General features: G+C 68.6%; 21 protein-coding genes. 13 read left to right on the top strand and 8 right to left on the bottom strand.

Annotation, left to right across the window (positions count from 1 at the left end):
- Positions 1-245: 245 nt before the first annotated feature.
- Complete coding sequence (locus tag ROP_RS07150; protein WP_012688662.1) at positions 246-842, bottom strand: DUF4232 domain-containing protein; 597 nt, start codon at positions 840-842, stop codon at positions 246-248.
- A gap of 184 nt (positions 843-1026) precedes the next feature.
- Between ROP_RS07150 and ROP_RS07145 the strand changes: the two genes are divergently transcribed.
- The gene (locus tag ROP_RS07145) at positions 1027-1824 is read left to right on the top strand and encodes an SDR family NAD(P)-dependent oxidoreductase (protein ID WP_012688661.1); all 798 of its coding nucleotides are present in this window, start codon (positions 1027-1029) and stop codon (positions 1822-1824) included.
- On the opposite strand, the gene ROP_RS07140 is transcribed toward ROP_RS07145, so the two are convergent.
- The 3 genes from ROP_RS07140 to ROP_RS07130 all read right to left on the bottom strand — a co-directional run bounded on the left by ROP_RS07140 (position 1818) and on the right by ROP_RS07130 (position 5644).
- Positions 1818-3200 (bottom strand): flavin monoamine oxidase family protein, encoded by a 1383-nt coding sequence (locus ROP_RS07140; protein ID WP_012688660.1) that lies wholly within the window; start codon positions 3198-3200, stop codon positions 1818-1820. The genes ROP_RS07145 and ROP_RS07140 overlap by 7 nt on opposite strands.
- A gap of 73 nt (positions 3201-3273) precedes the next feature.
- Positions 3274-4344, bottom strand: coding sequence for an LLM class flavin-dependent oxidoreductase (locus ROP_RS07135; RefSeq protein ID WP_012688659.1), 1071 nt, complete (start codon positions 4342-4344; stop codon positions 3274-3276).
- Between the two features lies 1 nt (position 4345).
- A complete protein-coding gene (locus ROP_RS07130; protein ID WP_012688658.1) occupies positions 4346-5644 on the bottom strand; it encodes an O-acetylhomoserine aminocarboxypropyltransferase/cysteine synthase family protein in 1299 nt (432 codons plus the stop codon).
- 189 nt (positions 5645-5833) lie between these two features.
- On the opposite strand from ROP_RS07130, the gene ROP_RS07125 reads away from it, so the two are divergent.
- From ROP_RS07125 to ROP_RS07080, 10 genes are all read left to right on the top strand, one after another.
- On the top strand, positions 5834-6532 hold the full coding sequence (locus tag ROP_RS07125) for an alpha/beta hydrolase (protein ID WP_012688657.1): 699 nt from the start codon (positions 5834-5836) through the stop codon (positions 6530-6532).
- Between the two features lie 33 nt (positions 6533-6565).
- Complete coding sequence (locus ROP_RS07120) at positions 6566-7930, top strand: aminotransferase class I/II-fold pyridoxal phosphate-dependent enzyme (protein ID WP_012688656.1); 1365 nt, start codon at positions 6566-6568, stop codon at positions 7928-7930.
- Between the two features lie 150 nt (positions 7931-8080).
- Positions 8081-9472, top strand: coding sequence for an LLM class flavin-dependent oxidoreductase (locus tag ROP_RS07115; protein WP_012688655.1), 1392 nt, complete (start codon positions 8081-8083; stop codon positions 9470-9472).
- Between the two features lie 36 nt (positions 9473-9508).
- Entirely contained in the window at positions 9509-11032 is a 1524-nt protein-coding gene (locus tag ROP_RS07110; RefSeq protein WP_012688654.1) for an ABC transporter substrate-binding protein, read from the top strand.
- The gene (locus ROP_RS07105; protein ID WP_043824353.1) at positions 11029-12054 is read left to right on the top strand and encodes an ABC transporter permease; all 1026 of its coding nucleotides are present in this window, start codon (positions 11029-11031) and stop codon (positions 12052-12054) included. Before ROP_RS07110 ends, ROP_RS07105 begins: the two co-directional genes overlap by 4 nt.
- A gap of 5 nt (positions 12055-12059) precedes the next feature.
- Positions 12060-12917, top strand: a complete 858-nt coding sequence (locus tag ROP_RS07100) for an ABC transporter permease (RefSeq protein WP_012688652.1) — start codon at positions 12060-12062, stop codon at positions 12915-12917.
- Positions 12907-13773, top strand: coding sequence for an ABC transporter ATP-binding protein (locus tag ROP_RS07095; RefSeq protein ID WP_012688651.1), 867 nt, complete (start codon positions 12907-12909; stop codon positions 13771-13773). Before ROP_RS07100 ends, ROP_RS07095 begins: the two co-directional genes overlap by 11 nt.
- The gene (locus tag ROP_RS07090; RefSeq protein ID WP_012688650.1) at positions 13766-14593 is read left to right on the top strand and encodes an ABC transporter ATP-binding protein; all 828 of its coding nucleotides are present in this window, start codon (positions 13766-13768) and stop codon (positions 14591-14593) included. The genes ROP_RS07095 and ROP_RS07090 overlap by 8 nt, the downstream gene beginning before the upstream one ends.
- A 174-nt stretch (positions 14594-14767) precedes the next feature.
- Positions 14768-15277 carry an NADPH-dependent FMN reductase gene (locus ROP_RS07085; protein ID WP_012688649.1) on the top strand — a complete coding sequence of 170 codons (510 nt, stop codon included), beginning with the start codon at positions 14768-14770 and terminating at the stop codon, positions 15275-15277.
- The gene (locus ROP_RS07080) at positions 15274-15774 is read left to right on the top strand and encodes a flavin reductase family protein (RefSeq protein ID WP_012688648.1); all 501 of its coding nucleotides are present in this window, start codon (positions 15274-15276) and stop codon (positions 15772-15774) included. The genes ROP_RS07085 and ROP_RS07080 overlap by 4 nt, the downstream gene beginning before the upstream one ends.
- 56 nt (positions 15775-15830) lie before the next feature.
- Here the strand turns inward: ROP_RS07080 and ROP_RS07075 are convergent, their stop codons facing one another.
- Positions 15831-16658, bottom strand: a complete 828-nt coding sequence (locus ROP_RS07075) for an alpha/beta fold hydrolase (protein ID WP_012688647.1) — start codon at positions 16656-16658, stop codon at positions 15831-15833.
- A 244-nt stretch (positions 16659-16902) separates the two neighbouring features.
- Here ROP_RS07075 and ROP_RS07070 point away from each other — a divergent pair, with 244 nt between their 5' ends.
- Positions 16903-17496 carry a C40 family peptidase gene (locus tag ROP_RS07070; protein WP_012688646.1) on the top strand — a complete coding sequence of 198 codons (594 nt, stop codon included), beginning with the start codon at positions 16903-16905 and terminating at the stop codon, positions 17494-17496.
- A 69-nt stretch (positions 17497-17565) separates the two neighbouring features.
- Here the strand turns inward: ROP_RS07070 and ROP_RS07065 are convergent, their stop codons facing one another.
- Together ROP_RS07065 and ROP_RS07060 are read right to left on the bottom strand one after the other, a co-directional pair.
- Positions 17566-19155, bottom strand: coding sequence for a GMC family oxidoreductase (locus ROP_RS07065; protein WP_012688645.1), 1590 nt, complete (start codon positions 19153-19155; stop codon positions 17566-17568).
- A gap of 47 nt (positions 19156-19202) precedes the next feature.
- Positions 19203-20927: an aldehyde dehydrogenase family protein gene (locus ROP_RS07060; RefSeq protein ID WP_043826328.1), complete on the bottom strand. Its 1725-nt coding sequence runs from the start codon at positions 20925-20927 to the stop codon at positions 19203-19205.
- A 201-nt stretch (positions 20928-21128) separates the two neighbouring features.
- Between ROP_RS07060 and ROP_RS07055 the strand changes: the two genes are divergently transcribed.
- Entirely contained in the window at positions 21129-22310 is a 1182-nt protein-coding gene (locus ROP_RS07055) for a PucR family transcriptional regulator (RefSeq protein WP_012688643.1), read from the top strand.
- A 27-nt stretch (positions 22311-22337) separates the two neighbouring features.
- Here the strand turns inward: ROP_RS07055 and ROP_RS07050 are convergent, their stop codons facing one another.
- Entirely contained in the window at positions 22338-23132 is a 795-nt protein-coding gene (locus ROP_RS07050) for a carbon-nitrogen hydrolase family protein (protein ID WP_012688642.1), read from the bottom strand.
- Between the last annotated feature and the right edge of the window lie 27 nt (positions 23133-23159).

Here is a 23159-nt window from a genome sequence, read left to right as displayed (position 1 = left end):
GGCCCTGGTGGGAGGGTTTCCGGCCCCGGTTGATCACATGAGGAGGTGCCTCAGGATCCTCGACCGGCGCTCCGGCCGAGTGAGCAGATGATGGTGATGCCGCGGGCCGCGGCGGTGCCGAACCTCGGAATGCACTTCGCGGATGATCTCGAACATGCCCCCGCCCTCCTCCTGTACGACCACCTGTATGCCGACCGTAGGTCGGGCCCGGGGTGAGCCGATTCACCCGGTGCGGGTGAACAAGGTCACCCCGTGACCGGCTGCACCGACAGTTGCTTCACGCCGCTCTGCGAACAGCCGGTGGAGGGGTAGGGGACGAACACCGAACCGGTGTCGTTCGGTGGATACACCCGGAACCCCGCGACCGGTGTGGGACCACACGTGTCGGCGGGATAGTTCTGCACCACCGTCGCACGCACCGCGGCGGTGGCCCGCGCGCCCGGAGCCACCGTCACGGGAGTCTCCGTTCCGCCGTCCCGAGCGGCCGCCGCACCCACCTGCGGACCGTCCGGGGCCGCGACGTACGACACCCCGGGGTATCCGTGGAGGATGCAGTCGCGGGTGCCGGTGTTGGTGAAGACGAGCGGAATCTCCTGCGACCCGGCGGCCCCGCTGGGCTCTCCCAGCGTCACCTCCAGCTCGCCGATCAGGCAGCGGTCGGGGTGCGGAGTGGTCGCCCCGGACGGCGACGGCGCGGTGGCGGACGACGTCGGGACGGTGACGCCGCCGGGCGAGGACTCGGCCGTCCCCGACCCGTCCGTCGACCCGCACGCCGAGGCGGTGAGCACGGCGGCGATACCGAACAGCCCGAGAAGGGTGCGTGCCGGTGACGGTGTGCGCATCTGATCGCTCCTCCTGCTGACGGTGCGGCTCCGCCGCCCGTGCCTGGTTGAGGAGTCTCTGGACTCGCTAACCACGCACGGGTGCAGAGCGCAATTGACCTCACGCTGAATCGAATCCGTGACACCGAGTTGGTCTGAACCTACTCTCGGAGCGGGGAACGGGCAGCAGGAAGAGGAGAAGGACATGGATCTCGGTCTGGGCGGCAAGCGGGCGATCGTCACCGGCGGCAGCCGGGGAATCGGTCTCGCGATCGCGCGCAGCCTCGCGTCGGAGGGGGTCGACGTGGTGCTCGCGGCCAGGGGCGCCGAGGCGCTGGAACTGGCGGCGAAGACGCTGTCGCAGGAGACCGGGCGCCGGGTCATCGGGGTACCCACCGACACCGGCGACGGCGAGTCGGTGCGCGCACTCGTGCAGCGAACGGTCGACGAACTCGGTGGCGTCGACATTCTCGTGAACGCCGCCGCCACCCCGTGGAGTGCGGGCAAGCCGAGCGACTTCGCGTCCACCACCGACGACGTGGTGCGCGAGGAACTCGAGATCAAGGTGCTCGGCTATCTGCGGACCGCCCGCGCGGTGGCGCCGCACCTCGTCGAGCAGGGGTGGGGACGGATCGTCAACATCAGCGGGCTCGGTGCACGCCAGGCCAACTCCATCGCGCAGACCGTGCGGAACGTCGGTGTGTCGGCGCTGACGAAAAACCTCGCCGACGAACTCGGACCGCACGGCGTCAACGTCACCGTGGTGCATCCGGGACTGACGCGGACGGAACGACTCGTCGACCGGCTGACGGAGCAGTCCGAGAAGGAAGGGGTGACCGTTGCCGAACTGGAGTCGCGGCTGGCCACCAACTCGATCCACCGGTTGATCGACGCCGGCGAGGTCGCGGACGTCGTCACGTTCCTCGCGTCGCCGCGCAGCGTCGGGATCACCGGCGACGCGGTGGCCGTCGGCGGGGGTGTGCCGGGCGCCGTCTACTACTGAGCGCGGGCGGGGGACAGCACGCCGTCGCGCTGGGTGACTTCCCGGGCCGCGCGTTCGCCGGAGCGGACGGCGCCGTCGACCCAGCCGCACATCACGGACGAACTTTCCGTGCCCGCCCAGTGGATGCGACCGCAGGGTTCGCGGAGGGCGTGGCCGAACTGGGTGAGTACTCCCGTCGGCGCGTGACTGAGCATGCCGCCGCCGGAGTACCGCTCGGCGCCCCAGTTCTGCTCGACATAGTCGACGGGCGACGCCGCTGCGGTTCCGAACCTCGCGGTCAACTCCCCGAGCACCGCCTTCTTCCGCTCCGCTTCCGACAGCGTCCCCAGCTTGCGTGCGATCGGGCCCTCGACGATCACGCACAGGACTCCGGGACGTCCGGTGTCGGTGCAGGCGTCGATAGTGATCGTCGCGGGGGAGTCGGGTGCCGCCGACTGCCCCGACAATCCGTCGGCGCGCCAGAACGGTTGGTCGTAGACGACGGCGATCTTCATGACGGCGCCGCTCGGCATCCTCTGGTGCAGGAAGGACCGATCCATTGGGAGCAGGGGCTCGTAGAGGATCTGGCTCGCGATCGCGAGGGGGACCGCAACGATTGCTCTGCGGGCCCGCACGGCCAGGTCAGCGGAGCGGACGGTCACGCCGTCGTCGTCCTGCGCGATATCCCGGACGGGCTGCGACAGATGGAGTGCGTCGCCGATCTCGGCTGCCATCGGGCGGTAGACGGCACCCATCCCGCCGACCGGCCGCGCATCCTCGGCGGCGTCCTTCACACCGAGAACGAAACCGGGACCGCCGCCGGAGGCCATCTGATACAGCACGAACAGCATCGACACCTCGGACGCGGCGGACGTGTAGCAGCCGGCGACTGCGGTCTCGAGAAGGTCGTGGGCGGGCTTGGACAACGTGTTGTCGCCGAGCCATTTCGCGAGACTGATCGCGTCCCACTTCGCGGCCTTCTTCGCCTCCCACGGTGCGTCCACGGGGATCGTCTTGCACATCTGGCCGAGTTCGAAGAACACGGCGCCGAGATTCGCCGTGGCCCAGGGGCTCATCGTCAGGGGAATCGTGCCCTTGTACCGGTACTGCTTGCCGTCGACGACCATCATGGCTTCGCCGTCGGTGTACTGCTTGTAACTGTCGACGCCGAATTCGTCCATCAGGGCGTAGATCCGGTCCTGCCCCGGCCCGATCCACGCGCCGCCCCGATCGATCCACGAACCGTCGCCGCGGGTCTCGGTGAACGTGCGCCCGCCGATACGGTCACGCGCCTCCATCACCGCGACCGTGTGCCCGGCCTGTGTCAATCGCAGTGCCGCCGCCAGTCCGGCGAATCCGGCTCCGACGACGCAATAGTCGACTTCGATGTCTGCCATGACGAATCCCCTCGCGCTCTTCGATCCTTACTCGCGACGAGTAGTGCCGTCAAGCTCGCCCCGTGAGTACTTGTTAACCGCCGGCGGTTAACAAGTACTCACGGGTGGGGACGAGCGGGAACACCTGCTCGGCGATGCGTTCGAGTTCCTCGTGCGCGGGGGAGCACTGGATGAGCAGGAGGGTGAGGCCGGCGTCCTGGTAGGCGCGGATCTTCTCCGCGACCTGTTCGGGTGTGCCGACGAGATCGGGGCGCAGTCCGCGGGTGCCGACGGAGTATTCGCGCCTGGACAGTTCGACGTCGAGTTCGGAGTTCTTCACGAACTCCTCGAACGACGCGTATCCGGGCGAGTGGGGGTCGACGGTGGTGATGCGTTCGAGTTCGGCGCGGGCCTCGGCTTCGGTGTCGCGCACGATGATGTACGTGGACATGCCGAATTCGGCCATGTCCCGCTGGTGGATTCGCTGCGACCGTGCGTTCATGTCGGCGATCTTCGCGCGCACCTCGTCGACGGTGCCGCCGTGCAGCACGTACGAGTCGGCGAACGTCGCGATGGATTCGCGGCCGCTCTCGCTCTCGCCGCCCGCGAAGACCGGGGGGTGGATTCCGGGTTTCGGCGACAGGACCGAGTCGCGCACGCTGAAGTGCTCGCCCTGGTAGGTGAACGGGGTGTGCTCCCAGAGTCCGCGGAGTACGTCGACGAATTCGGTGGCCTGCCGGTACCGCTCGTCGTGCCGGGTGAACGCGCCGCCGTACTGGCGGGCTTCTTCCTCCCACCACGCGGCGACGACGTTGAGCGCGAACCGCGCCGCCCCGGCGTCGGTGGTGCCGGCGATGTCGGTGATCGTCGCCGATTCCTTCGCGGTGACCGCGGGCAGGTGGAATCCGGGGCGCACCGCCGTCATCACCCGCAGCTGTTGGGTGACCGCGAGGATCGCCGACGACAGCGACCACGCCTCGAGGCTGGGCGCGTCGACGCCCTTGCGGTCGTTGAGGTAGAGCTCGGGCACGAGGGTGGTGTGGTAGCCGAGCCGGTCGGCCAGCTGCGAGAGCTGTTTGACGTAGTCCCAGGTGGCGGGCATCCCTTCGTCGCCGAGGTTGCGCAGGAAGCCGCCGTAGATGGGCGTCCAGTAACCGAAATGCATGTCATTCCTCCGTGATGGCGTCGAGCGACGTGCGCAGATCGTCGACGAGGTCTTCCAGGTTCTCCAGTCCGATGGACAATCGGACGGTGCGGTAGCCGAATCCGGCGTCGCGGAGTTGCGTCTCGTCGAGGTGGCTGTGCGTGGTGGTCGCGGGATGCACCACCAGGGAACGGGCGTCGCCGATGTTGGCGACGATGGCGAACAGTTGCAGCGAGTCGACGAACTTCGCGACCTTCGCGTCGTCGACGGCGAGATCGAAGGAGAACACCGAGCCGGCGCCCCGCGGCAGGTACCGGCGGGCGGCGTCGTGCCACCGGTTGTGCGGCAGGCCGGGGTAGTTGACCTTCGCGACCGCGGGATGACCGTCCAGGAACCGGGCGATGGCCAGCGCCGAACCGACCTGCCGCTCCAGCCTCAGGTCCAGCGTCTCCAGCCCCTGCAGCAGCTGGAACGAATTGAACGGGGACAGTGCGGGTCCGAGGTCGTGGACGACCTTCGTCTTCGCGTACACCAGATAGGCGCTCCGGTCGCGACCGAACTCGTCCCACAGCACGAGGTCGCCGATCCGCGGGTACGGCTCGGTGAACTGGGTCCACCGCCGCGGCTCCGCGCCGAAGTCGAACGTGCCGAGGTCCACGATCACACCGCCCAGCGACGTTCCGTGCCCGCCGATGAACTTGGTAGCCGAGTACACGGCGATGTCGGCGCCGAAGTCCTTGGGGCGGAGCAGATACGGGGTGGCGACCGTGTTGTCGACGATCAGCGGAACCCCGGCCTGATGCGCGATGTCGGCGACGGCCCGAACGTCGAGGACGGAGGCGACGGGGTTGCCGATCGTCTCGGCGAAGAAGGCCCGGGTCTCGGGGCGGGCGGCCGCACGCCAGGCGTCGAGGTCGTCCTGGTCGACGAGGGTGACGTCGATTCCGAAGTCCGCAAATGTATCGGTCAGGAGGTCGACGGTTCCGCCGTACAGCTGCCGCGCCGCGACGATGTGCTGCCCCGACCTGGCGAGGGTGAGGAGTGCGACCGCGACGGCGGACTGCCCGGAACCCGTGGCCAGTGCGGCGACACCGCCGTCGAGGTCGGCGAGACGCTGCTCGAGCACGGCCTGGGTGGGGTTCCCGGTGCGGCTGTACAGGTTTCCCTTCCGGCGCAGGGAAAAGATGTCCCGCGCCTGGTCGAAGCTGCCGAAGTCGTAGGCAACCGATTGGTAGATCGGGGGGATCGCGGTGTTCTGCGGCGTGCCGGGTTGATAGCCGGTGCGGACCTGCCGGGTCGCGAACCCTGTGGTCTCGGGCATCGGTGTGCCTGTCCCTTCGTCGATGCGCTTGTGTGAATCACAAAACGAATATGTTCGGAACAAAACACGAAGCGCGACGAGAAGACACGCGTTTTGTTCTGCTCGAGCATTACTCTTGTTTCACCGCGCGCGGGTGAGTCAGGGTGACGCAGTCAATCCTGCGAACAACCACCCCGAGTGAGGTAATCAGTGGACATCGACTGGCTGGAACCCGAAGCGACCGCGCGTGGCTCGGTGATCGTCGTCGCCGGCCGAGGTGAGCATGCTCACGTGTACCGCAGGTTCGCCCGGCGGATCGCCTTCGACGGCTACCGTGTCGCGGTGGTGGAGAACGACCCCGCCGCGGCCGCCCGGGTGATCGCCGGCGCGGAGCCCGGTCTCCCGCTCACCGTCGTCGGGTCGGACAGTGGCGCCCTCACCGCGCTCGACCTCGCCGCCACCCACCCGGCGGTGTCCGGGGTCGTGGCCGCCGGTCTTCTCGTCGCGGGCACCGACGCCTTCACCGGAGCGTGGGACGGCGAACTCGAGATCCGCTCCGCATGTCCGGTGCATCGGGGTGTCCTGTCCGCGGACGGCGCCCTCGACCGCGGGACGCTCGGCGCGGAGGCGCCGGTCGCCACGGCGGATTCGCTGACCCACGTGCAGGTTCCCGTCCTCGTCGTCCACGGCGGCGCCGACGCCCTGAGCCCGGTGGCGGACGTCCTGGCCGTCACGTCCGCGTTGCCGGGCGCGCGGGTGGTCCTCGTCGACGACGGGCGGCACGACATTCTCAACGACGTGTCCCACCGGTCCGTCGCCGCCGAGATCGTGCAGTTCCTCGAGCGTCTGCGACTGCCCGGTACGCCCGACATCCTCCTCCGCGAACGGGCGGGCGCACTCGCGCCGTGACCCGGGTAGTGGTTGTCGATCGAAGGGGTGGAGATGTCGGCGGTGCTGGAGTCGGAGACGATTGCTCCGGAGTGGTTGCTCGAACGGATCGACGGCCGCACCGCGGAACTGGCGGACGCCGTCGCCGACCTCATCAGGTCGGGTGAGCTGAGTCCCGGCGACCGGCTGCCGACCGTCCGCGCACTCGCGAAAGCGACCGATCTCAGTGTCGGTGCGATCGTCAGCGCGTGGGGCCGGTTGCAGGAACGGGGATTCGTACAGACTCGTCGGCGCGGCGGCACCGTCGTGCTGCCGCCGCTCGACAGTGTGCCCGAACGGGGCATCCCCGACTGGCGCGGCGTCGACCTGGCACAGAATGCGCCCGACCTGGCGCTGCAGCCGTCGCTGTCCGACGCGCTGCTGTCCAGCCTGGACGCCGAGACGTTGAATGTATTCGGACGGGAACTGATGACCGAGCGGCTGCGCGATGCCGTCGCTCCGGGGTGGCCGTTCGAACCGGAGGCGTGGGCGACGGCGGGCGGTGGCACCGAGGCGCTGCTGCTCGCGGTGGAGGCGGCGGCGCCGCCCGGGTCCAGGGTGGCGGTCGACGAACCCCTCGGCCCGGGGGTGCTCGACACCCTCCGCGATCTGGGTCTGGACGCGGTCGGCGTCGGAGCCGACTGCGACGGTCCCCGGCCGGACGTGCTCGACGAGGCCCTGACCGCCGGTGCGGTCGCGTTCGTGTTCCAGCCCGGTGCCCCGTTCGCCGTCGACCACGCGGTCAGCGCGCGGCGCACCCGCGAACTCGCCGACGTGCTGCGACGGCATCCGGCGGTGTGGGTGGTCGAGGACGACTCGATCGGGCCGCTCGAACCGGAACAACCACCTTCTCTCGGATGTGAACTGCCGCAGCGTGTCGTCCGGATCCGCAGCTACTGCAAGGCGTACGGAATCGACGTGCGGACGTCCGTCCTCGGCGGCTCCCGCGAATTGATCGAGAAGGCCATGAAGGTGCGCAGCCACGGCGTCGGCTCGAACAGCCGGATCCTGCAGAACACCCTCGCGCATCTCATCGGCAGCGCGGACGCCGAACACGCGGTCACGGCGGCGCACGAACGCTACGCAAGCAGGCGCACGACGCTGCTCGAGGCCCTGATCGACCGGGGCATCGAGGCTTTCGCGGGCCCGCACAGTCTGGTCGTGTGGGTGACGGTGTCGGACGAGACCGCGGCACTGGTCGCGCTGGCGAGGCAGGGCATCTCCGTGGGCGCGGGATCGCGCTCGTTCGTGCGGTCACCCGCCCGCCAACTCCTGCGCCTGTCGGCCACCCAGTTGCCCGACGACACCGAGCTGATCGGGCAGCTCGCCGACGTCGTCGCGACGGCTGTCGCGGAGTCGTCCCGCGAGTTCTTCGACTGATCGGACTTTGTTCGGCAGCCCTGCGGGACATACGAAATATGTTTTGAAACATCGAGAATTTAATACTCTGCACGCGTTTGTTTGCTCCATACACTTCAACGCGGCGTGCCGAGGCAGGTGCCTGACGGCGAACGACGAAGGAGCGAGAACATGACGAGACGGCAACTGAAACTGGGAGCTGTCCTCACCCCCACGGGTGGACCCGGGCACCCGTACACCTGGCTGGATCCGGAGATCCCCGGCGACGCCAGCGTCGACATCGACTGGTACATCGAATACGCACGTCTGGCCGAGCAGGCACGGTTCGACCTCGTGTTCATCGTCGACAGCCAGTTCATCACGCCCGACTCGCCGCCGCACTACCTGAACCGGCTCGAGCCGCTGACGCTGCTGTCGGCGCTCGCCGTGGCCACGAAGCACATCGGGCTCGTCGGCACCCTGACCACGTCGTTCAACCAGCCGTTCAACCTCGCGCGACGGTTCGCGTCCCTCGACCTGATCAGCCGCGGCCGCGCCGGCTGGAACGTGGTCACCAGTGGCGACTCGGGCACCGCCGGAAACTACGGCCTCGAGGAGCATTACGACTACGCCACCCGCTACGGCCGGGCCCTCGAACACGTCGAGGTCGTCAAGGCGCTGTGGGACTCCTACGAGGACGACGCGTTTCCGCGCGACCGCGAGGCCCGCCGCTTCCTCGACGCGGACAAGCTGCACACCCTGGGCCACCGGGGCGAGCACTTCTCGGTGGTGGGCCCGCTCAATATCGAACGCTCACGGCAGGGGCAGCCGGTGATCTTCCAGGCCGGCGACTCCGACCAGGGCCGCGACCTCGGGGCGCGCATCGCCGACGGGATCTTCACGCACGCACCCAGTTTCGAGGCGGGAGCTGCGTTCTACGCCGACATCAAGACCCGCGCCGCGGCGTACGGGCGCGCCCCCGAAGACATCGTGGTCCTGCCCGGCGTCACCGTCACCGTGGGCGACACCGACGCCGACGCCCGCGAGATCGAACGCGCAACCCAGCTGGCGGACAACGACTTCGGCAAGTCCCTGCGGGAACTGGGCCGTCCCTTCGGCTGGCACGACTTCCGGCAGTACGACCTCGACGCACCGTTCCCCACGGAGGCACTGAAGGACGCCGAGCGGAGTTTTTACACGCAGGCGAAGAAGATCACCGACCTCGCTGTCGGCCGCGGGCTGACGCTGCGCCAGACCATCGAGGCGCTCAGCGCGCCGAAGACGTCGCCGTTCACCGGCAGCGCCGAAACCGTCGCGAACGAACTGCAGCGCTGGCTGGACGGCCGCGCCCTCGACGGCATCAACATCCACATCGGTCACCCGGCCCAGTTCCGCCGCTTCGTCGACGAGGTGCTGCCGATCCTGCGTGAGCGCGGGGTGGTCCGGGAGGACTACGAGCAGGACACGTTGCGCGGCAACCTCGGCCTGCCGTTCGCGGAGAACCGCTACACCCGGGCGCGGCGTGAGGGTACCGACCCGGCCCCGCTGCCCGGCACCACCGCGCCGCTGTCCGCGAGCGTCTGAAATCACCACCCCCCTTTGCATGGTCAGGAGCACCCAGTGAGCAGAAAGAGCCGGCGGATCGCCGGCGCCGTCATCCTCGGAGTGATCGTCGGTCTCGTTGCCACCGCATGCGGCGCTGGCAGCAGTTCGGACGGCGCCGAGGTCAAGTGGGCGTTCAACCTCCCCACGTCCTGGGATCCGGTGACGAGCCGGACCGGAAACGACATCAACACGATCAGCCTCGCGTATGCGTCGCTGACCCGGCTCGACGCCGAAGGCAACGTCGAACCGTCGCTCGCCGAGACCTGGAAGTACAACGCCGACGGCACCGCGGTGACGTTCAGCCTGCGTGACGGTCTGACCTTCTCCGACGGGACCACCCTCGATTCGCAGGCGGTGAAGGCATTCTTCGACCGCGGCAAGACCCAGGGCGATTCGTTCCTGCGCGATCAGCTCGCCGGCGTCACCGAGGTCACGGCCGACAGCGCCACCGACGTCACGCTGCACCTGGCCGACGCCGACTACCAGATCCCGTATCTGGTCGCCGGGCGCACCGGTGCGATCGCCAGCCCGACCGCGGCGGCCGACCCACAGAAGCTCAGCGTGTGGCCCGTCGGGGCCGGACCTTTCCGGATCACCGATTTCGTCGCCGAGGATCACGCGTACTTCGAGAAGAACCCGGACTACTGGGACGCCGAGAACATCCACATCGACCACTTCGAACTCAGCGTCGCCCCGGACCCGGCCACCCTCGTCGCGGGTGTCCAGTCCGGCTCCATCGATTTCGCGACGCTGCCGGCCCTACAGTCCAAGGAAGCGGAGGCCGCCGGTCTCGACGTGACCGTGAAGCCGTCGCTGGCCGCGAACGACGTGTCCATCAACCTCAACAAGGCCCCGTTCGACAACCCGAAGGTCGTCGAGGCGTTCCGCTACGCATTCGACCGCCAGGCGTTCGTCGACGTCATCACGAACGGTCTGGGGAGCACTACCAGCCAGCCGTTCCCCGACGGGTACCTCGCGTTCAACCCGGAGATCGAGAAGCTCTGGAACTACGACCCCGACAAGGCATCTCGTCTCCTCACCGAGGCGGGCTACGCACCCGGGCAGTTGTCGATCGAGATCACGGCGCAGTCGGCGGCCACCAACCGCGCGGAACTCGTGCAGTCGCAGCTGAAGAAGGTCGGCGTGGAGTCCACGATCAAGGTGGTCCCGCCCGGCTCGTCGACCTGGCAGAGCGAGGTCTACATCGCGAAGAACCCGCAGCTGGCCACGGACGGCACCATCGGGCGTGAATCCCCGGTGCAGAACCTGCTCGCCGTCTACGGCCCGGAAGGGATCATGAACCTCAGCGGCCCGCACGCGTCGCCGGAGTTCACCGCCGCACTCGACGCCGTGCGCCGCACCCCGCTCGAGGACCCGCAGTACAAGCCGCGGTTGTGGCAGGCCGTGAAGGTCGGTGTCGAGCAGTCGCCGACCAACTACCTCTTCAGCAATCCGTGGATCATCGTGTCCAACCCGGATCTGAAGAATCTGAACATCCTGCCATCTCAGGTTCGCTGGGAAGGCGTCACGGTCTCGTGACCACCGCAGACATCGAGGCCGCAGGCACCGGGAGAACCTTCGCTCTCCCGGTGCCTGCGGGCGCGCTCGGCACGGCGGCGCGGGTCGTGTTCGGCACCGTGCTGATCGTGGTCCCGGTCGTCCTGTTCTCCACCCTGATCACGTTCCTGCTCGGTGCGGCCAGCGGGCTGAATCCGGCCGCCGGCATCGCCGGTGACGCCGCCACCCCGGAGACGATCGCCCGCATCAATGCCGAATTCGGGCTGGACAAGCCGGTCTGGCAGCAGTACGTCGACTGGATGTCGAGCATGCTGAGCGGCGACCTCGGTGTCTCGTGGTTCAGCAAGATCCCGGTCAGCGAGCTGATCGGGGAGCGGCTCGCCGTCAGCGCCTCCATCGCGGGGGTCGCGCTGGTGATCGGACTCGTCCTCGGTGTCGGACTCGGGGTGCTCGCCGCCGTCTACAAGGGCAGCCTGCTCGACCGGGCGATCACCGCCTACACGTCGGTGGCCTCGACGCTACCGCCGTTCGTCATCTCGATCGGACTGATCCTCGTCTTCAGCGTCGGGCTGCACTGGCTGCCGTCGGCCGGGTACGTCCCGCCCGACGAGAACTTCGGCCGCTGGCTGTCGTTGATCATCATGCCCGCGATCGCGCTGAGCATGGACGTCGTCGCCGACATCGCGCGGCAACTGCGCACCGGACTGGTCGCGGAACTGGATCAGAACTACGTCACCGGTGCGGTGGTGCGGGGCATCGGTCCGGCGCGGATCCTGTTCGTGCACACCCTGCGCAACGGCAGCGGCCCCGCGCTGTCGATCCTGGGCATGAAGATCCCCAGCCTCATCGGCGGCGCCGTCGTGATGGAGACCATGTTCTCCATGCCCGGCTTCGGTCGTCTCGCCGCCGACTCCGCGCTGCGCGGGGACGTCCCCATCGTCCAGGGAACGCTCGTGGTGGCGATCGTGTTCGTGCTGTTCTGCAACATCGTCGTCAACATCGCCCAGAGCGTTCTGCAGCCGGCCACCAAGCGGAGGGACTGACACCCGTGCTCACAGCAATTCTGCGCTATCACTCCGCCCGCGCCGCGCTGATCGTCCTCGGGCTGATCGTGGTGCTCGCGGTCCTCGGGCCCGCGCTCGCCCCGTTCGACCCGCTCGAGCAGGACACGGCGGCAATCCTGCAGGGCCCGAGCGGAACTCATTGGCTCGGCACCGACAACGTCGGGCGGGACGTGTTCAGCCGGCTGCTGGCGGGTTCGACCGTGTCGGTGCTGTCGGCGCTGCAGTGCGTCGTCGTCGGATTTCTCCTCGGCGTGATCCCCGGCTTCCTGTCGGTGTATCTCGGGCGCAGCGTGGAATGGTTCACGCTCCGCCTGATGGATGCGCTGATCACGCTGCCGTTCCTCGTGTTCGCCGTCGCGATGACCGCGCTGCTCGGAAACGGGCTCGCGCAGGCGATGTTCGCCGTCGGCATCCTCATCGCACCCGCCTTCTACCGGGTCACGCGTGCCGCGGCGCTGACCGTCGCCAACTCCCAGTACGTCGAGGCCGCCGAACTGATGGGCGCCGACACGTCCTGGATCATCCGCCGTCACGCGGTGCGCAAGGTGCTGCCCGCGGTCGGGGTGACGTTCGCCGCGATGACCGGTGCCAGTCTCGTCATCGTGTCTTCGCTGACGTTCCTCGGGATCGGCGTCGTCCCGCCGGACCCGACCTGGGGCGGACTCCTCGCCAGCGGACTGCAGTACCTCTACCAGGTTCCGTTCGGTCCCGTCGTCCCCGCGCTGCTGATCGTGGCGACCGTGTGGGCGCTCAATGCCATCGCCGACGCACTGCGCGATGCGACCGGCCGATCCTCACGACGCGCCCCCAGGAAACAGGAGGTCACCTCGGATGTCCACTGACACACTCGTTGCCGCCTCGGCACCGGAAACCATTCGTCCCGGCAGGCCGGTGCTCACCGTCAGCGATCTGCGCATCGCCCTCGACGACGGCACCGAACTGGTCCACGGCGTCGACTTCTCGCTCGCACGCGGCGAAGCCCTCGGGATCGTCGGTGAATCGGGAAGCGGTAAGTCGCTGACCTGCCGTGCCATCCTCGGAATCCTGCCCGGCGGACTCGACGTCACCGCCGGCTCGATTGATTTCGACGGCATCGAACTCACCGGCCTCGGTCGCAAACAGTGGCGACCGCTGCGGGGAACCCGCATTTCCGCGGTGTTCCAGGACCCGGCGTCCTACCTGAACCCGTCCATCCGCGTGGGCGAACAACTCGCCGAGGCACTCCGGTCCACGCTCGGGCTGTCCCGCGCGGACGCGAAACGTCGCGGGCTCGAACTGTTCCGGAACATGGGGCTGAACGACGCTGACACCGTGTACCGCCAGTACCCGCACGAACTGTCCGGGGGCATGCTCCAGCGGGTGCTCATCGCGATCGCGGTCTCCGCGGAACCCGAACTTCTCATCGCGGACGAGGCGACCACCGCCCTGGACGTCACCGTCCAGGCCGAGGTCCTCGACCTCCTGGAGGACCTGCGCGAAGAACTGGGCCTCGCCCTCGTCCTGGTCTCGCACGACCTCGCGGTGGTGGCCCAGGTCTGCGACAGCCTGATCGTCATGCGGGACGGCGCCGTCGTCGAGTCCGGGCGCGCGCAAGACCTGCTCACCGCGCCGCGGCACGAGTACACCCGCCAACTCGTCGAGAACCACCGCGAATACGGCCTCGAGGCGTTCACCGGGAAGGAGGCCGCTCGTGCCTGAGTCGTTGCTGCGCATGAACGACGTCCGGGTGGAGCGCGGGCTGCGCGGCGCCCGCAAGCAGATTCTGCACGGCGTCGACCTGACCATCGATGCCGGCGAGAAGGTGGGGCTGATCGGTGAAAGCGGCTCCGGGAAAACGACACTGGCCCGGACGATTCTCGGTCTGATCACGCCGACGGCCGGGTCGGTCGAGATCCGCGGGCAGCGCGTCGACGACCTGCCCGCAGCGCAACGCAGGGCACACCGGCGCACGGGGACCCTCCAGTACGTGTTCCAGGATCCGCTGCTGAGCCTCGACCCGGACGTTCCGGTGGGCGAGTCGATCGCCGAGGGGCTGCTCGTGCGCGGCGGACTGGATCGAGGCGTCGTGCGGTCGAAGGTCGCGGCTGTGCTGGGCAGCGTCGGGCTGGACGCGGACATCGCGGTGCGGCTTCCCGCGGAACTGTCGGGTGGGCAGCGTCAGCGGATCGCGATCGCGAGGGCACTCGTGCTGGATCCGGCGCTGCTGCTGCTCGACGAACCGGTGAGCGCCCTCGACTCGGTCAACCGCATTCAGATCCTGAAACTGCTCACCGAACTCGGGCACTCGCGGCAACTCGCTCAGCTGTTCATCTCGCACGACCTGGGGGCCGTCGCGGCGCTGGTCGACCGGATCGTCGTGCTGTACCGCGGCCACATCGTCGAGGACGGGCCCACGCATCAGGTGATCTCCGATCCCCGGCATCCCTACACCGCGCTCCTGGTCGGCTCGGCTCCCACGTTGAGAGGTGGCGCCGTGACCCGCGAGCGTCGCCGGGAGTTGAGGCTCCGCCTCCCGTGAGTACTTATCAACCGCCGGCGGTTGACAAGTACTCACGGGGGCCGGAGGCGCAATGGTTCGGATCGCCGTGATTTCAAAGGTGATTCGCGACTTTCGTTCCAGCCCTGAGCTATTCGACCGCGACCGCGGAGTGCTCTAGGGTGGCATAGTAGATACGCGAGAGGTGATGAAGCGATGAAGGTAACGGTAGTGGCCGGCAATCCCAAGCCCGGTTCGCGGACGCTGGACGCGGCCGGTCTGCTGGCGGCCGCGGTGACGGGCGCCACCGTGGATTCCACGGTCGACGTGATCGAGCTCGGTGCGGGACTGCTCGGGTGGGGTGACGAGAAGGTCGCGGCGGCGGTGGAGACGGTCGCGTCGTCGGATCTCGTGGTGTTCGCCAGCCCCACGTTCAAGGCGTCGTACACGGGCGTGCTGAAACTGTTTCTCGACCAGTTCGCGACCGGCGACGGCCTGAAGAACGTCGTGGTGGTGCCGCTGATGCTCGGGGCGGGGCCTGCGCACGCCATGGCCCCGGACCTGCTGCTCAAGCCCGTGCTCGTCGAACTCGGCGCGACGGCCCCGGCCCCGGGCCTCTACCTCATCGACACCACATACACGACCGACACACGCATCGCCGATTACGCCGAGCGGTGGGGTTCGATCCTCACCGCGGCGGCCCGGACACGGACGGAACTCTCATGACACAGGCTGACGGCACGGTGGACAAGGCTTCGCTGCGGGAGGCGTTCGGACATTTCCCGAGCGGAGTCGTCGCCGTCTGCGCGGAAGTCGACGGTGAGCGCATCGGGATGGCGGCGAGCACGTTCGTGCCCGTGTCGCTCGAGCCGCCGCTGGTCGCGTTCTGCGTGCAGAACACGTCCACCACGTGGCCGAAGCTCGCGGACCTCGACCATGTCGGGATCAGCGTGCTCGGGGAGGCGCACGACGCGGCCGCCCGGGTGCTCGCCGCGAAGACCGGTGACCGGTTCGCCGGCCTCGACACCGAGACCACCGACGGCGGTGCGCTGTTCATCGACGGCGCGTCGGTGTGGCTGGACACCACCGTCACCCAGCAGGTGCCCGCGGGCGATCACGCGATCGTGGTCCTGCAGATCAACGAGCTGCGGGTGCAGTCGGAGATCGAACCGATCGTGTTCCACCGCAGCCGGTTCCGCTGGCTCCGCACCGTCGCCTCGTGACCGAGGCGACTCCGCCGCCCGTGCGTGGTCAGCGAGTCCCTGCACTCGCCGGCCACTCACGGGCTGTGGAGTGCCCGGCGGACGGCGTCGGCGAAGGAGGCGTGGTCGTGGATCAGCCAGCCGTGGCCGCCGGTGACGATGTGGACCGGTGGATTGCGCAGCGCGTGCCGCAGCGACTCGAAACTGGCGAGCGGAATCATCCGGTCGCCGCGGCCCCAGACGAGGGACACGGGTAGACCGCGGTCGGCGAGGACGCCGAGTTCCCGGCGCAGGTCCGCCCGCCTGGCCAGGTGCGCGATGCGCCAGACCGCACCCGGATCCCGCAGCGTGTTGGGCAGGAAGCCGTTGAGGAACGACGCCGTCGTGTGGGCGATCGACCGGATCGAGAGCGCCTCACCCAGGATCGACGCGCCCCAGTCCCACAGCGGTCGCTCGCCGATGGGCCGGGTGTGCCAGCCGTCGGAGGACCAGGCTCCGCCGCCGACGGAGTTGACCAGGACCAGGCGCGAGACCCGGTCCGGAAGGTCGTGGGCGGTCTGAATGGCGACGCCGCCGCCGAACGAGTGCCCGACCAGGGTGACCGGTTCGCTGATGCCCGCGTCGTCGAGGAATCGTCCGAGCCAGGCCGCGTAACCGGCGAAGGTCCGGTCCTCGGGCGCATGGTCGGGGGTGCCGCCGAAGCCGGGGAGCGTCGGCGTGACGACGCGATGCCCCTGCTGAGTGAGCATCGCGAGGCTGCGGCCGTACACCCGCGGGGTGAGCCCCCATCCGTGCAGGAAGACGACGGGCGAGCCGCTACCCACGACGGTGAGGGTCGTGGCGTCCGCACCTGCGGGTTCCCCGAAGATCTCGGGTTCTGAGTTCTGGGTCAGTGACACGCTCACAGCGTGGACGACGGGTATGGCGTCGGTAACGGGCCGAATTGCCCGAACGCATACCTGTTTCTGGTGTTTCGTGCCGGACCGGTCGGTTCGATATCGAATCGTTATATACCTGTATTGCGAAAACAGGTATGTGTATGGGCCATTCGGCCGTTGTCCGCCGAGTCCGTGACCGGGATGTTATCTAACGTCTCGTCCGAACGGCACGGATGCCGCCGGAACCGTATGAATTGAAGGACTCAGCTCAATGGCCAAGCATAGATTGCGTCGGGGCAATCGTCTGCAGTTTTCGACCGGCGGTCTTCTGATCGCCGTCGGTGTGACAGCGGGAGCGCTTCTGCTTCCCGCTGCTCCCGCTGCAGCGGAGCCGATCACCATCCCAGGAATTGGGACGTTCGAGGTACCGGGTGTACCGCCCGTGCCTCCGGTTCCATCTGCTCCGGCTCCGAACCCCGGGCCACTCCCGGGACCGCTTCCGACTCCGCCCGCGATGCCGTCCACCCACGGCGCGCAGGCTCTCGCCGCCGCCGAGTCGAAGATCGGCTCGCCGTACGTCTGGGGCGCCACCGGGCCGAACTCCTTCGACTGCTCCGGTCTCGTGCAGTGGGCGTACAAGCAGGCGGGCATCTCGGTGCCCCGTACCACCTACGACCAGGTGAACGGGGGATCGCCCGTCGACAAGGGCAGCCTGCAGCCGGGTGATCTGGTCCTGTTCAACGGGGCGCAGCACGTCGGGCTCTACGCCGGGAACGGCACGGTCGTCCACGCGCCCACCGCGGGACAGCCCGTGAAGCAGTCGCCGCTCGATTCGATGCCGTTCTACGCGGCGCGCCGCTACTGAGGCGGCTCCGCCGCCCGTGCGCCTTTCTGGTTGCTCCAGCTACCAAAAAGGCGCACGAGCCCGGAGGGCCTACGAGTTCCGGATCAGATCCGACGCCCGCTCACCGATGAGGACCGACGGTGCGTGGGTGTGCCCGCGGATGACGGCGGGCATGATCGACGCGTCTGCGACGCGTAGTTTGTCGACCCCGCGAACCCGCAGGTCGGGTGTGACGACGCTCGCGTCGTCGCTGCCCATGCGGCACGTCCCGACCGGGTGGTAGAGCGTGTGCGCGTTCTCCTGGAGCGCCCGCCCGAGGATCTCGTCGAGCGGGGTGCTCGGCTCCACGGCCGGGCGAATCAGATCGCCGAGGCGCGACTTCAGTGCCGGTGCGGACGCGAGGGCGTCGCACAGGCGCAGTCCCTCGAGCATCGCCCGCCGGTCGACTCCGCCGCTGTCGCTGAGATAGCGGGGATCGATGGTCGGCTTGGCGAGGGGATCCGCCGACTGCAGCGAGATCTCGCCGCGGCTCTCGGGTCTGAGGAGGATGGTGCCGATCACCGCGGCGTGCCCGGTCGCCGGGATGAGGCCCTCGTCGAAGAACGGCGCCGGCCCGAAGATCATCTCCAGATCGGGCAGTGCCAGATCGTCCCGGCTGCGCATGAAACCGTACGCCTCACCGACATTCGACGTCAGCATGCCCCGGCGTCGGGTCAGGTAGTTGAGCAGCTCCGGGATCTTCTCCGCGGCGAACAGCGAGTCCGAGTCGACGCTGTAGCCGAGGAACGACACCAGGTGGTCGAGCAGGTTCTTCCCGACCGCCGGAAGGTGCTGCTGCACCGCGATGCCGTGCGCCCGCGACTGCGCCTCGTCGCCGATGCCCGACAGCATGAGGAGTTGCGGGGAGTTGATCGCCCCGCCGGCGAGGATCACTTCCTTCGCGGCGCGGACGGTGCGCCGCACCCCGTCCTTCTCGTATTCGACGCCGACGGCCGCCGAGCCCTCGAACAGCACCCGGGTGGCCTGGGCGCCGGTGAGGACGGTCAGATTCTTCCGCTTCAACGCCGGCCTGAGGTAGGCGTCGGCCGTGCTCCACCGCGCGCCCCGCTTCTGCGTGACCATTGTCTCCGAGAAACCCTCGGGTCGAGCGGTGTTTGCCCGTTCGACGGGGTAGCCGGTCTCCTCGGCGGCCGCGAGGAACGACCCGGTGAGGGCGCGGGGGCTCCGTTGGCGCGAGACGACGATCGGTCCGCCCGTGCCGCTGTCGGCGTCCGACGCGTCCTGCACGTTCTCGATGCGGCGGAAGTACTTGACCACTTCCCTGAACGACCAGGTGTCGTCGGAGAGTTCGGCCCACTCGTCGTAGTCGGCGGCGAATCCGCGCACCCACATCATCGCGTTCATCGACGACGAGCCGCCGAGCATCTTGCCGCGCGGCCAGTAGATCGTGCGTCCGCCGAGCCCGGGTTGCGGCTCCGTCAGGTAGTCCCAATCCAGGTCACTGCGAAACAGTTTCGAGAAGGCGGCGGGGATGTGCGCGAACTTGTCCTTGTCCTCACCGCCGGCCTCGAGGACCACGACCTCGCTGCCGGAGTCGGCGCTGAGCCGGTCGGCGAGCACCGCACCTGCCGAACCCGACCCCACGATCACGTAGTCGGCCACAGACAGTTCCTGATTCATCGTTCATCTCCACTTCGACGGGGTGACGGGACGAGGTCGTACAGCCCTCACCCGCGCAGCGCGGACGCGAAGATCGCCGGCAGCCGGGTCCATGAGGGTGCACCGGCAAATCCTGTCAGCAATCGGCCCGTCGTGGCGGCGGTTCGGTTGGTGACGAACCACGGGGGCTTGGGCGAGATGGACATCTCGCGGTTCAGGATGGACCGCGGCGAGGGCCGGAACGGGCCGCGGACGACGGTGCGTTCCGGTCGGTCGATGAGGAGCGCGTTGTGCACCACGCCGATGCCGCTCTGCACGTCGTTCAGGGTGTGGCCGGGGAAGGCTCCCCAGGTGGCGGTGGCGGTGAGGTAGCCGACGCCGGTCCATGCGTTGACGGCGATGGTCCCGTACCGGAGGCCCTCGAGCAGCGAGTCGAACTCCGCACCCATCTCGCGGATGGTCTGCGGCGCCGCGACGATGTTGATCCCGAGGGTGCCGGCGAAGTCCGCGTTGACGAGGTCGGCGGCGTGGGCCGCGAATTCGGTGCCGCCGTGGGGAAGGTCGATCACGCCGAGCACCGGCGCGAAATACTCGGTCTGCAGCAGCGGGGCGTAGGCGCCGGGCTCGAGATCGGTGACCAGGATGCGTCCGCCGTTCTCGCCCAGCCGGGCCGCGGTCGGGAACGACGCGACGGCGCCGGCGACCCGGGAGTCGCTGCCGGGGTAGTACGCGGTACGTTCCGGTGCCTTGTCGAGCGCCTCCTTCAGGGCGGCCACGAACTCGTCGCGCTGCTTCCACTCGGACGACACGACCACGGCCTGAGCCGCGACGCAGTTGTAACCGCCATTGTGCAGTCGTTGCGTCGCAATGTGTTCGGCCTGGAACTTGATGTCGGCGCGGCTCCATTCGCCGGGCAGCACGATGGTGGGTGACACGCCGCCGAGTTCACTGGAGATGGCCTTGCCGAGAAGGGGTTCGTTCGCCGCCTTCCGCCGCGCCCCGTCCTCGCCGGTCCCGAACACGATCGCGTCGTGGGTGAGCGCGCTGCCTGTCATGTGCACGTGGTCGACGAGGTCGTGGTGCACCAGGTACGTTCCAACGTCCGCGCCGCCGGTCAGCAACCGGACCGCGCCGATCGAGGTGAGCGGTTCGAGGACCCGCGTCAGCACGGGCAGGAGGCGGTCGGTGACGGGGTTGAGCTTGAGTGCGACGACGCGGTTGTGCGCGATCAGTTCGTACAGGGTGTCGAGCGGGGCGATCGAGGTGATGTTGCCGGCGCCCAGGACCACGCCGATGCCCTGCGTCCGCGACGGGTCCCGTTGGGCGAGGCCGGCGTCGCGCTGTGCCGTCGCACGATCGATTCCCGGCTGCAGCCACACGTCCGCACTGAATCCGCTGAGCAGCAGCTTGTCGAAGATGTTCAGTGGTAACGCCTTGACGGTGGTGCGGCCGCCCGGCGCGGTGCCGAATTCGGCACCGTCCAGCGGGCTGGTGCCGGCGTCGAGTTTCGCCAGGCTCGCGGACAGTGCCGCGGTGCCGGTGGCCAGCGGGTACGGCCCGGACATCCATTCCTCGCCGACCAGCGGCGACTGCGGGTCCAGCCCCTTGATCGCGACGGCGGCGTCCACCCAGTCGGCGGCATGCTGCACGGTGAGGTCGTGCACCTTGTCGAGGAGTGTCCTGCGGTCGGTGAGGGTGAGGTCGGCCCAGGTCTTCTCGCCTTCGGCGAGGTCGGCGAGTGCCGCGTCGACCTCCGGGTGCGGGGAGGTGGCCTCGGGTTCTGAAGTGCTCACGGTGAACAGCTCCGCTCGGGTCGAGTACATGGTGGACCGCGCCACGGAAACGGGAAGATTCTTGTGGCGTAGAACACCGATTCTCGTCCCCGATCCGGGCGCCGCGCCATAGGCAGCGGCCGTGAATGTGGGCCACGACGGCTATGCCGTCGCACAATTTGGGGGATGGCGCCGTTTACGTCCGGTGGATAGTCTTGCCGGATGACTGTCAGCCCGGATGTCGCGCCGTCGCCCACTGATCTTCTGGGCTCGATGCTGGAGTCGGTGGACCAGCTGTCCGAGGAACTCGTGTCCCGCATCCTGTCGGCCGAGCACGGCTACGTCGAGGCGACCCTCCTCACCCCCGAGCAGTTGTACGCGGCGTGCGTCGACAACCTCACGGCGATGCTCGGCAACCTCGCGGGCAGTGCGCCGATCCGGCTGGAGGCGGCGCGTGCGGCCGGACAGTTGAAGGCCGAACAGGGGGTGCCGCTCGCGGCGCTGCTCCACGCATTCCGGCTCGGTGGCCGTCTGATCTGGGACGAACTGATGAACCGCTCGGAGGGCCGCGCCACCAACGCGCTGCTCGACATGGCCGCCCAGGTGTGGGCACTGGTGGACGTTTACTCGGACAGCGCCGCGGAGGCCTACCGGGAGACCGCCGACCTGCGCGCCCGCGAGGACGCCGAGTCGCGGGGCCGGCTGATCCGAACCCTCTTCGGTGACCATGCCGCCAATCCGGCCGGCGCCGCCGACGCCCTCCGCACGTTCCGGATCCCGGAGAACAGCACGTTCCTCGTCGTGTCCGTCGAGGCGGCGGCGTCCCCGTCCGCCGCGGACGTCGTCAAGTCGGACCTTCGCGGCGCGGGGGTCGATTCGGTGTGGGACACCGAGGTCGACGGCCGGGTCGGGCTGTTGTGGGCCGCCACGACCGAGGTCCTCGATTCCGCGCTGGACGTCCTGGGCCGCACCGGGCACGGGCGGATCGGAGTCAGTTCGGCGTTCGGACGGCCGGGTGGGACGAGCCGGGCCGTCGAGCAGGCGCGGATCGCCCGCCGCTGCTCGGGTCACGGCGGAAGCACCGTCACCCGCTACGAGTCGGTGCCGGTGTCGCTGCTGCTCGTCAGTGTTCCCGACGCCGGGAAGCTCGCGTCGAACCAGATCCTCGGACCGGTGCTGGCCCTGCCCGCGGAGGAACGGGAAAGCCTGCTCGCCACCCTCGACGCCTGGTTCTCCTGCCGCGGCTCCACGACCGCGGCGGCCACGCAGCTGCACTACCACCGCAACACGGTCCTGTACCGGCTGCGCCGAATCCACACCCTCACGGGACGCGATTTCTCCGATCCCATCGACGCCGCCGAACTGTACGTCGGACTGCGGGCGCACCAGCTGCTCGGTTCGTAGAAGCCGTCGGGCTGCGGCGCCCGGACATCAGAATCGTCGGTTGGCGAGGACCGGCAGTGTCTCGCGGACCCGCGTCACCAGGGTGGTGTCGATATCGACCGTCAGTAGTCCGGGTCCGGAATCAAGTTGTCCGAGAACGGCTCCCGTTGGGGAGGTGACGATGCTGTGACCGACGCCGAGTGGCGTAGTTCCCTGGATATTTTCGCCGGAAGCTGCAGGGTCTGCCTGGTCGCAGGCGGCGACGAAGGTGGTCGAGTCCAGTGCCCGCGCGCGGGCGAGGAGTGTCCACTGGTCGATCTTGCCTTGCCCGGCACCCCAGGACGCGGCGACCACAGTCAGCACCGCGCCGCGGTCGGCGAGCGTCTGGAACAGGCCGGGGAATCGGATGTCATAGCAGGTGGCGAAGCCGATGCCGACTCCGTCCACGGAGACCACCAGTGGATCGGCGCCCGGTGCCACGGTGTCGGATTCGGCAAAGCCGAACGCGTCGAACAGGTGAATCTTGTCGTAGTGGGTGTCGACGCCACCTCCGGTGACGAGGAGTGTGTTCCGCACTCGCCCGTCGCCGGATGGTGTGAACATCCCGGCGACGACGGTGATTCCGGCTCGGTCTGCGCACCCGCGGACGGCCTCTGCCCACGGGCCGTCGAGGGGTTGCGCGACGCTCGCGAGCGGTCCGCCGAACCGCTGCATGGTTGCCTCCGGGAACACGACGAGCCGGGCGCCCGCGTCGACGGCCGCTGACACCTGCTTCTCCACGGATTCGAGGTTGGCCTCGGGGTCCATGGAACTGGTGATCTGGGCAAGGCTGAGACGTAGCATCGTAATATTTCTCCTAGCTGCGAAGAC

Source organism: Rhodococcus opacus B4, assembly GCF_000010805.1.
GTDB lineage: Bacteria > Actinomycetota > Actinomycetes > Mycobacteriales > Mycobacteriaceae > Rhodococcus_F > Rhodococcus_F opacus_C.
Note: the sequence above shows the minus strand (reverse complement) of the source record. Positions and strands in the feature narration are given on the sequence as shown.

Bases quoted from the DNA above. Each gene is read 5' to 3' on its own strand.
- ROP_RS07150 (WP_012688662.1), bottom strand. From the start codon at position 842: ATGCGCACACCGTCACCGGCACGCACCCTTCTCGGGCTGTTCGGTATC.
- ROP_RS07145 (WP_012688661.1), top strand. From the start codon at position 1,027: ATGGATCTCGGTCTGGGCGGCAAGCGGGCGATCGTCACCGGCGGCAGC.
- ROP_RS07140 (WP_012688660.1), bottom strand. From the start codon at position 3,200: ATGGCAGACATCGAAGTCGACTATTGCGTCGTCGGAGCCGGATTCGCC.
- ROP_RS07135 (WP_012688659.1), bottom strand. From the start codon at position 4,344: ATGCATTTCGGTTACTGGACGCCCATCTACGGCGGCTTCCTGCGCAAC.
- ROP_RS07130 (WP_012688658.1), bottom strand. From the start codon at position 5,644: ATGCCCGAGACCACAGGGTTCGCGACCCGGCAGGTCCGCACCGGCTAT.
- ROP_RS07120 (WP_012688656.1), top strand. From the start codon at position 6,566: ATGTCGGCGGTGCTGGAGTCGGAGACGATTGCTCCGGAGTGGTTGCTC.
- ROP_RS07115 (WP_012688655.1), top strand. From the start codon at position 8,081: ATGACGAGACGGCAACTGAAACTGGGAGCTGTCCTCACCCCCACGGGT.
- ROP_RS07095 (WP_012688651.1), top strand. From the start codon at position 12,907: ATGTCCACTGACACACTCGTTGCCGCCTCGGCACCGGAAACCATTCGT.
- ROP_RS07085 (WP_012688649.1), top strand. From the start codon at position 14,768: ATGAAGGTAACGGTAGTGGCCGGCAATCCCAAGCCCGGTTCGCGGACG.
- ROP_RS07080 (WP_012688648.1), top strand. From the start codon at position 15,274: ATGACACAGGCTGACGGCACGGTGGACAAGGCTTCGCTGCGGGAGGCG.
- ROP_RS07070 (WP_012688646.1), top strand. From the start codon at position 16,903: ATGGCCAAGCATAGATTGCGTCGGGGCAATCGTCTGCAGTTTTCGACC.
- ROP_RS07065 (WP_012688645.1), bottom strand. From the start codon at position 19,155: ATGAATCAGGAACTGTCTGTGGCCGACTACGTGATCGTGGGGTCGGGT.
- ROP_RS07055 (WP_012688643.1), top strand. From the start codon at position 21,129: ATGACTGTCAGCCCGGATGTCGCGCCGTCGCCCACTGATCTTCTGGGC.
- ROP_RS07050 (WP_012688642.1), bottom strand. From the start codon at position 23,132: ATGCTACGTCTCAGCCTTGCCCAGATCACCAGTTCCATGGACCCCGAG.